Annotated in this window: 10 protein-coding genes; 2 read left to right on the top strand and 8 right to left on the bottom strand. The window is 57.6% G+C overall.

Features of this window, described 5'->3' with window-relative positions; genetic code table 11:
* Nucleotides 1-819 (top strand): polysaccharide biosynthesis C-terminal domain-containing protein (locus tag Q2B33_RS22395; protein ID WP_300817391.1); only part of this gene is annotated, 819 nt, incomplete at its 5' end.
* Between the two features lie 15 nt (nucleotides 820-834).
* On the opposite strand, the gene nrdR is transcribed toward Q2B33_RS22395, so the two are convergent.
* Both nrdR and Q2B33_RS22405 read right to left on the bottom strand, forming a co-directional pair.
* A complete protein-coding gene (gene nrdR, locus Q2B33_RS22400) occupies nucleotides 835-1,284 on the bottom strand; it encodes a transcriptional regulator NrdR (RefSeq protein ID WP_296466272.1) in 450 nt (149 codons plus the stop codon).
* A gap of 55 nt (nucleotides 1,285-1,339) precedes the next feature.
* Nucleotides 1,340-1,573 carry a PRC-barrel domain-containing protein gene (locus Q2B33_RS22405; protein WP_300564995.1) on the bottom strand — a complete coding sequence of 78 codons (234 nt, stop codon included), beginning with the start codon at nucleotides 1,571-1,573 and terminating at the stop codon, nucleotides 1,340-1,342.
* Between the two features lie 148 nt (nucleotides 1,574-1,721).
* On the opposite strand from Q2B33_RS22405, the gene sigG reads away from it, so the two are divergent.
* Nucleotides 1,722-2,501 carry an RNA polymerase sporulation sigma factor SigG gene (sigG, locus tag Q2B33_RS22410; RefSeq protein ID WP_300564997.1) on the top strand — a complete coding sequence of 260 codons (780 nt, stop codon included), beginning with the start codon at nucleotides 1,722-1,724 and terminating at the stop codon, nucleotides 2,499-2,501.
* A gap of 73 nt (nucleotides 2,502-2,574) precedes the next feature.
* Here the strand turns inward: sigG and Q2B33_RS22415 are convergent, their stop codons facing one another.
* The 6 genes from Q2B33_RS22415 to Q2B33_RS22440 all read right to left on the bottom strand — a co-directional run bounded on the left by Q2B33_RS22415 (nucleotide 2,575) and on the right by Q2B33_RS22440 (nucleotide 7,294).
* Nucleotides 2,575-3,096 carry a VanZ family protein gene (locus tag Q2B33_RS22415; RefSeq protein ID WP_300564999.1) on the bottom strand — a complete coding sequence of 174 codons (522 nt, stop codon included), beginning with the start codon at nucleotides 3,094-3,096 and terminating at the stop codon, nucleotides 2,575-2,577.
* Nucleotides 3,097-3,156: 60 nt separating this feature from the next.
* Nucleotides 3,157-3,426, bottom strand: coding sequence for a hypothetical protein (locus tag Q2B33_RS22420; protein ID WP_300565001.1), 270 nt, complete (start codon nucleotides 3,424-3,426; stop codon nucleotides 3,157-3,159).
* 135 nt (nucleotides 3,427-3,561) lie between these two features.
* A complete protein-coding gene (sigE, locus tag Q2B33_RS22425) occupies nucleotides 3,562-4,299 on the bottom strand; it encodes an RNA polymerase sporulation sigma factor SigE (protein ID WP_300565003.1) in 738 nt (245 codons plus the stop codon).
* Nucleotides 4,241-5,146: a sigma-E processing peptidase SpoIIGA gene (locus Q2B33_RS22430; RefSeq protein WP_300565005.1), complete on the bottom strand. Its 906-nt coding sequence runs from the start codon at nucleotides 5,144-5,146 to the stop codon at nucleotides 4,241-4,243. The genes sigE and Q2B33_RS22430 overlap by 59 nt, the downstream gene beginning before the upstream one ends.
* A gap of 142 nt (nucleotides 5,147-5,288) precedes the next feature.
* The gene (gene ftsZ, locus Q2B33_RS22435; RefSeq protein ID WP_300565007.1) at nucleotides 5,289-6,458 is read right to left on the bottom strand and encodes a cell division protein FtsZ; all 1,170 of its coding nucleotides are present in this window, start codon (nucleotides 6,456-6,458) and stop codon (nucleotides 5,289-5,291) included.
* A gap of 125 nt (nucleotides 6,459-6,583) precedes the next feature.
* Nucleotides 6,584-7,294: a cell division protein FtsQ/DivIB gene (locus Q2B33_RS22440; protein WP_300817394.1), complete on the bottom strand. Its 711-nt coding sequence runs from the start codon at nucleotides 7,292-7,294 to the stop codon at nucleotides 6,584-6,586.
* Between the last annotated feature and the right edge of the window lie 73 nt (nucleotides 7,295-7,367).

Raw genomic sequence — 7,367 nt, forward strand, 5'->3', positions numbered from 1 at the left:
ACTCCCTCCATCAGCGTGGCCGTTCTGGGGCTCACCGTGGGGGAACTGGCCTCCATGCTGCTGACCATGGCTGCCGTCTGTCCCGGCGGGATACCGGCTTCCCTCCGCCCTGCAGGTCTGCGGCGGATCCGCCCCGCAGGCTCCCCCCGGGCAGGCCTGTCCGGCTCCGCCGCCCTCTGGGGGAAGCTCATGGCCATGGCCCTGCCCCTGACGGCCAACCGCATCGTGCTGAACCTCCTGCAGAGCGTGGAGGCCGTGTCCATCCCCGCGAAGCTCCGGCTCTACGGCTATGACACCGCCACCTCCCTGAGCGTATACGGGGTGTTCACCGGCATGGCTATGCCCTTCATCTACTTCCCCAACGCCCTGACCGGCTCCGTGGCCGTGCTGCTACTGCCCATCATCTCCGAGAACTACGCCCTGGGCAACATGGACGCGGTCAGGAGCGCCACCGTGCGCACCGTGAAATACTGCGGCCTCATGGGCTTCGCCTGCCTGGGCGTATTCGTATTGTCCGGCAGATGGATTGGAACCAGCGTGTTCGACAGCCCCCTGGCAGGATATTTCATCACCACCCTGGGCTTCATCTGCCCCTTCCTCTACCTGGACACCACCCTCTCCAGCATCCTCCAGGGGCTGGGCCTGGCCGGGCACACCTTCGTCATGAACGTGATATGCCTGCTGATCCGCCTGGCCTTCGTCTTCCTGGCCGTCCCCCGGGTGGGGGTCAGGGGCTTCCTGTGGGGGCTGTTGGTCAGCCAACTGGCCCTGGGGGTGCTGTACCTGGGCTGCCTCTACCGTTTCCTGCGGAAAAAATGACGCTGCCGGCCCGCACTATTCGAGCATTTTCTTCAGCTCGTCCACAAAGGTGTTCACGTCCTTGAACTCCCGGTACACAGAGGCAAAGCGCACATAGGCCACCGCGTCCAGGTCCTTGAGCTTGTTCATCAGAAGCTCCCCGATGACCTGGCTGGAGATCTCCTTCTCCTCCCGGTTGAAGATTTCATTCTCCACCGCGTCCACCAGCCTGGTGATCTCCTGTGCGCTCACCGGCCTCTTGTGGCAGGCCCGCAGCAGGCCGCCCTCTATCTTGGCCCGGTCGTAGGCCTCCCTGTTCTCGTCCTTCTTGATGATGATCAGCGGTATGGTCTCGATCTTCTCATAGGTGGTGAAGCGCTTCCCGCATTCGTCACAGGCCCGCCTGCGGCGGATGGAATTGTTCTCCTCCGCCGGACGGGAATCGATCACCCTGGTGTTGTCATGGTTGCAATAAGGACATTTCATCTCTCTTCCTCCTGCGCGTAAGATGCCCGTCAATGTTACGTTTAACGTACCATATTCAACAGGGAATGTCAACGAGAATAATGTCCGGCCCGATCTGCCTGATGTCCTTGAAGGGGATCACGATGTTCGGCTCGCAGTTCAGGAATCCCAGCACCCTGCTGCCCCCCGGCACCATGATCTTGCAGATGCAGCCGCTGCATGGGTCCAGCTCCAGGTCGCACACCCTGCCTAGCTTCTTGCAGTTCTTGATGTTGATCACATCCTTACATTTCAATTCCGAATAAAGCACCCAAATCCCTCCTCCCGGGAAAAATCCTTACTATTACAAATATGCGGCACAGAGGAAAAATGAGAACGGCAGACATGAATATTTTTCCGCCCGGGGCACATACTACCACTATAATCCAACGCGCCCGTGCGCAGAAACGAGGAAGGAAATGACACAGGGAAAAGTGGAAATCTGCGGGGTGAACACCTCGAAGCTCCCATTGCTGAAGGCAGAGGAAAAGGAAGCCCTCTTCCAGCAGATCGAGGCTGGCGACGAGAGGGCCAGGGAAGCCTATATCGAGGGGAATCTGCGCCTGGTCTTAAGCGTCATCAAGCGCTTCTCCTCCAGCAACGAGAATGTGGACGACCTGTTCCAAATCGGCTGCATCGGCCTGATCAAGGCCATCGATAATTTCGACACCTCCCTGAACGTGAAGTTCTCCACCTATGCCGTGCCCATGATCATCGGCGAGATCCGGAGGTTCCTGCGGGACAACAGCGCCATGCGCGTCTCCCGCTCTCTGAAGGACACCGCCTACAAGGCGATCTACGCCAAGGACGCCCTGACCAGGAAGAACTTAAAGGAGCCCTCCATCGAGGAGATCGCCACCGAGATCGGCATCTCCAAGGAGGACATCGCCTACGCCTTGGACGCCATCCAGAACCCCATGAGCCTCTACGAGCCCATCCTCACGGACGGCGGCGACACCCTCTATGTGATGGACCAGATCAGCGACAAAAAAAACAAGGAAGAGAACTGGGTGGAACATCTCTCCCTCAGCGAAGCCATGAAGCGCCTGAACCCCAGGGAGCACGAAATCATCTCCCTGCGCTTTTTTGAGGGCAAGACCCAGATGGAGGTGGCGGAATCCATCGGCATCTCCCAGGCCCAGGTCTCCCGCCTGGAAAAAAACGCCCTGCGCACCATGCGCAGCTATCTGACCGCGTAAGGCGGTCACCGCTACATAGCGTTTTGACTACACTCCCATAATCTTCTTCTGCCACGAACAGCCCTCTCAGCCATCATTTTTTCCCGAACAACCCCAAAAGCCTGTAGAGCAGGAATCCCACTACAGCCCCCAGCGTGTTGGTCAGGATGTCGTCTATCTGGAAGAATCCCCTCCCCGTGACCAGCTGCAGCGTCTCGATGCCCAGGCTCGTCGCAGCCCCCAGCGCCAGGCAGGGCAGGAACCTGCGATACCGCCCGAAGGCAAAGCCCGCCAGAAAGCCGTAGGGCACGAAGAGCAGGACATTCTCTATGACAAAGGCATTGTTCCTGTCATTGATCCCCCAGGTGGAAAACAGCTCCAGGTCGATCCCCTTGCTGTCCCCGCTCTCCCTGGACAGAAATGTGATGACCAGCATCAGGGCCAGATAGATCACGAAAGCCGCCACCGGCAGCTTCGCCGCAGGCAGCTTTCCCCTGCGCTTCCTCGCGCCGTTCACCGCCCACAAAAAAAGAGTCGCCATCAAAAGCCCCAGAGCGAGGCCATAAGGAAAGAACCTCACCATGGACAGCATATCCCGATATATATATTCAAACATATTGTATTCTCCGCAGATTCATGCGGAAGGTCCGGCCGTCAAGGTCATCCGCAAAAAAGGCTATGGCTCCTCATCCCAGCGCTCTTTCGCATTCTCCCATATCTCCTTCTTCTCGGAAAGCATCCCGTTCATCCAGCAGATGGCCTCTGCCACGCCGTCCTCCCCAAACGGAAACTCAGCAGTCTCCTTCTTCTCTTCAGGTGTCTTAAAAAAGGCGAAAGGCTCCGGCCATACCGTACAGCGCAGGAGCTTTTCCCCCTCCGCGCCGGCCGCGCCCTCCAGACGGTAGCGCATGCCCTGGTGGCAGCCCGTGAACTCCGTCTTCTTCAAATATTCTATCGATAATATATCTTCTCGTCCTATCAACGTTTTTATACCCGATTTTGTCTTTCTTTACGGCGCAGGCCCAATCGGGCCGACTCTCGCCTGTATCCATTCTACCCTATTTTTTCCCATTTGCATAGCCTAAATGTGCGTGCTCATCTCTTTTTTCAACTGGCGCATGATTTTCTTCTCCAGCCTGGATATGTAGGACTGGGAGATCCCCAGGAGAGAGGCCACTTCCTTCTGGGTCATCTCCTGGCCGTCCTTGGTGCCCAGGCCGAAGCGCAGCTTGATGATCCGCTTCTCCCGCTCGGACAGCTTGCTGATGGCCCCCATGAGGAGCTTGCGCTCCACCTCGTTCTCGATGTCCCGGTAGATCACGTCCTCGTCCGTCCCCAGGATATCCGACAGCAGCAGCTCGTTCCCGTCCCAGTCCACGTTCAGCGGCTCGTCTATGGACACCTCCAGCTTGGTCTTGTTGTTCCTGCGCAGGTACATCAGAATCTCGTTCTCGATGCACCTGGAGGCATAGGTGGCCAGCTTGATGTTCTTGTCCGGCTTGAAGGTGTTGATGGACTTGATCAGGCCGATGGTGCCTATGGAGATCAGGTCTTCCACCCCCACGCCCGTATTGTCGAATTTCTTGGCTATGTACACCACCAGCCGCAGATTGTGTTCAATCAGGATGGCCTTGGCCTCATCGTCGCACTCCGTGCCCAGGTCGCCGATGACCTGGCTCTCCTTCTCCAGCTCCAGCGGGGGCGGCAGCACCTCGGCGCCGCCTATGTAATGAATGTCTCCTTCCTTGCGCAGGAACAGCTTATCCCTGCGGATTATCTTGAATTGCATCTTTCCCGGTATCATGACTTTCAGTATCATAGCGCCTCTCATTCTGCCGCTTCCCGCGGCCTCCCCTTTTCCTCTCCGCGAAGAGTCTGGGATTGATTATCATTTTCACGGACTCTGCGCCCGCACTGTCCGCACCTGAAATCTCCTCATCGCTGACAGCCACATATACATCTGTAAAAAGATATTCCATGCCCCCTGTCTCCAGCCGAAGCTCGGTCAGCAGGTACGCCGGCAGGATGCCCCGCCGCTTCCCGATGCTGTGATAGGGAACGGCCCGGAAGCCCTCCCGGAAGCCCTCCCACAGGCTGTCGAACACTGCCCTCCCCACCACGCAGACCGGCTTCCCGCTGATCGGCTCGAACAGGCTGTTGCCCGAATCGATCAGGGCCTCCACCGCAAGCTCCCTGCCGTTCCTGCGCAGGAGGGCCCTGCATGGGCCCTCTCCATAGGGTTCGTCCCGTAGGCGCGCGAACAGCAGAAGGAAGAGCGCCCCCATCCCCAGGATTCCCGGAACGCTTGCGAGGGCTTCCCGAAGCCCCGGAAAGAGCCTGATCAGGAACAGTATCCCGCCGCCCATCCCGAAGGAGCAGATTGCCAGCCTCTCCAGGAGCTTCAGAAACATTCTCAGGCTCCTCACCCGGAATGTGATGCAGAGCATCCCCGCCGCTCCCAGCGCCGCTCCTGCCGCCAGCTTGACGATAGCTTTGCCTTCAAGCAGAAAGGGAAGCAGCGCGCAGGCCGCTCCCACAGCCGCTCCCGCGGCCATCCTTCCCGGGGAGGCCATGCGCAGGGTACTCCTGTCCACCAGGAATAAGAGGAACAGGTTCATGATGAAATTGAGAAAGAACAGGCTGTCAATATATAGCTCATAGTGCATCGGCATCATCCTTTTCACAATCATTATAAAGGGATTGGACGCAAGAATTTGTCAAACAGAGGGAAAAATCCCAAGAACTTTTCGACAAAAAGAGCCGGACGATCCTTCGCCCGGCTATCAGTCACGAATATGATGTATCTCACTATTTCCTCTGCAGGAAATCGGGAATCTTCAGCGTCTTCTCCTCCACGGAGCTGCGGATGTCCACCGGCTTCTGGATGCCCTGGACAGGGTTCGCATTCATGGGCGCCGCCTGACCGGGCTGTGCATTCAGGCCCTTCAGCCCGCCTGCGCCCAGATGGGCATTCTGCTGCCTGTAGACGCTGCCCGTCCCGAACCTGGACTGGGCCGCGGGGGGATTCTCCTCCTCCAGCCCTGTGGCGATCACGGTGACGGTGCAGCTGTCTTCCTTGGACTCGTCGTACATAGCGCCGAAGATGATGTTCACGTCCTCCCCCGTCAGGCTCTGGACAAAATCCGCCGCGTCGCTGGCATCCGGCAGGGAGATGTCCCCGGACACGTTGAGGATCACATCCGTAGCCCCGCTGATGGTGGTCTCCAGCAGCGGGCTCTCCACCGCCATCTTCACCGCCGCCAGCGCCTTGTCGTCGCCCTTGCCCTCGCCGATGCCGATATGCGCGATGCCCTTGTCCTTCATCACCGTCTGGATGTCCGCGAAGTCCAGGTTGATGATGGCCGGCAGATTGATCAGATCCGTGATGCCCTGTACGGCCTGCTGCAGCACCTCGTCCGCCTTCTTCAGCGCCTCCGGCATGGTGGTGCGCCTGTCCACAATCTGCAGGAGCTTGTCATTGGGGATGACGATCAGCGTGTCCACATTTTCCTTGATGCGTTCGATGCCGCTCAAGGCGTTCACCATGCGGGTCCTGGCCTCGAAACGGAAGGGCTTCGTCACCACTCCCACCGTGAGGATGCCCATGTCCTTGGCCAGCTTGGCCACCACGGGAGCAGCGCCGGTTCCCGTGCCGCCTCCCATGCCGCAGGTGACGAACACCATGTCCGACCCCTTCAATGCGGCGGTAATCTCCTCCGCGCTCTCCTCCGCGGCCTTCTCACCAATCTCCGGCTTCGCCCCGGCACCCAGCCCCTTGGTCAGCTTCTCCCCGATCTGCAGCAGCTGCGGCGCCTTGCACAGCTGCAGGGCCTGCTTGTCCGTGTTGACTCCGATGAAGTCCACACCGTCGATCCGTTCGTCAATCATTCTATTTACAGCATTATTACCTGCGCCCCCTACACCGACTACAATGATCTTGGCAGCAGATTCAGCATCGTTCGTCTTAATTTCAAGCAAAGATATGCCCTCCTTTTTCCATCTTCGTTCCCGCTTCTATATATCATATAATCATTTTTCAAATTAATCAACTATTTTCTAAAAAAAATACGCCAAATATTCCGTGAAGATATGCCCTGGGAAAGTCATATGCCCGGCTTGAACACATATTTCCCCCTGTCGGCATCGTAGGTCTGCATCTGCAGGGTGCCGTTCTTTCCCTCCAGGCTGACCAAAAGCCCCGGCAGCAGCATGAGCTTGTCCTCCAGTTTGGCAGGGTCGTTCCCCAGAGAGACCTTCACGTCTCCGAAATAGAGGGTAATGGCCCCCGCCCTGTTGAAGTAGATCTTCTCCGATGCCAGATCGTACTTCTGCAGGAGCTGGGTGATGTCCAGGATGCTGTTGAATATCTCCTCATTCTCCACAGGGAGCTTCTCCCCAGTGACGATATAATCGAACTGCAGCCCCATGATCTGGGGCACCCCCACCGTCCTGATGCCGGAACTCTCCACCACATAGCCGTCCCTGTCGAAATAGATATAGGTGTCCAGATACCGCACACAGCCCGTCAGGGACTTCTCGTACACGATGATCTTCACCGTGTCCGGGGAGAGGATATCCACATCCACCACATCTACGAAGGGAATCCCCTCTATCCCCTTGTTCTTGTACTTCAGGGAGAGATAGAGGGAATTGTCCCCTAAGGGCCCGCTCATGACGATCGCCTTGATTTCTTCCTCTGTATAATGGACATTCCCCTCCACATATACCGTCCGGACAGTATATGTCCTTTTGACATAGCCCACCGCCCCGGCCACGGCCAGGAACATTAAGGCCAGTAAGATGAAGATGCCCACTTTGCTTTTCCTAAACACTTGCCACTCGCGCTCCTAATTCTCTGAAATCCCGGCCTATATTCTCGTATCCGCG

It is taken from the genome of uncultured Acetatifactor sp., from assembly GCF_948601915.1.
Taxonomy (GTDB): domain Bacteria; phylum Bacillota; class Clostridia; order Lachnospirales; family Lachnospiraceae; genus Acetatifactor.

What these genes read in the sequence shown, in the direction of transcription:
- nrdR (WP_296466272.1), bottom strand. Translation starts at nt 1,284, where the DNA reads ATGAAATGTCCTTATTGCAACCATGACAACACCAGGGTGATCGATTCC.
- sigG (WP_300564997.1), top strand. Translation starts at nt 1,722, where the DNA reads ATGACACAGGGAAAAGTGGAAATCTGCGGGGTGAACACCTCGAAGCTC.
- Q2B33_RS22415 (WP_300564999.1), bottom strand. Translation starts at nt 3,096, where the DNA reads ATGTTTGAATATATATATCGGGATATGCTGTCCATGGTGAGGTTCTTT.
- sigE (WP_300565003.1), bottom strand. Translation starts at nt 4,299, where the DNA reads ATGATACTGAAAGTCATGATACCGGGAAAGATGCAATTCAAGATAATC.
- Q2B33_RS22430 (WP_300565005.1), bottom strand. Translation starts at nt 5,146, where the DNA reads ATGCACTATGAGCTATATATTGACAGCCTGTTCTTTCTCAATTTCATC.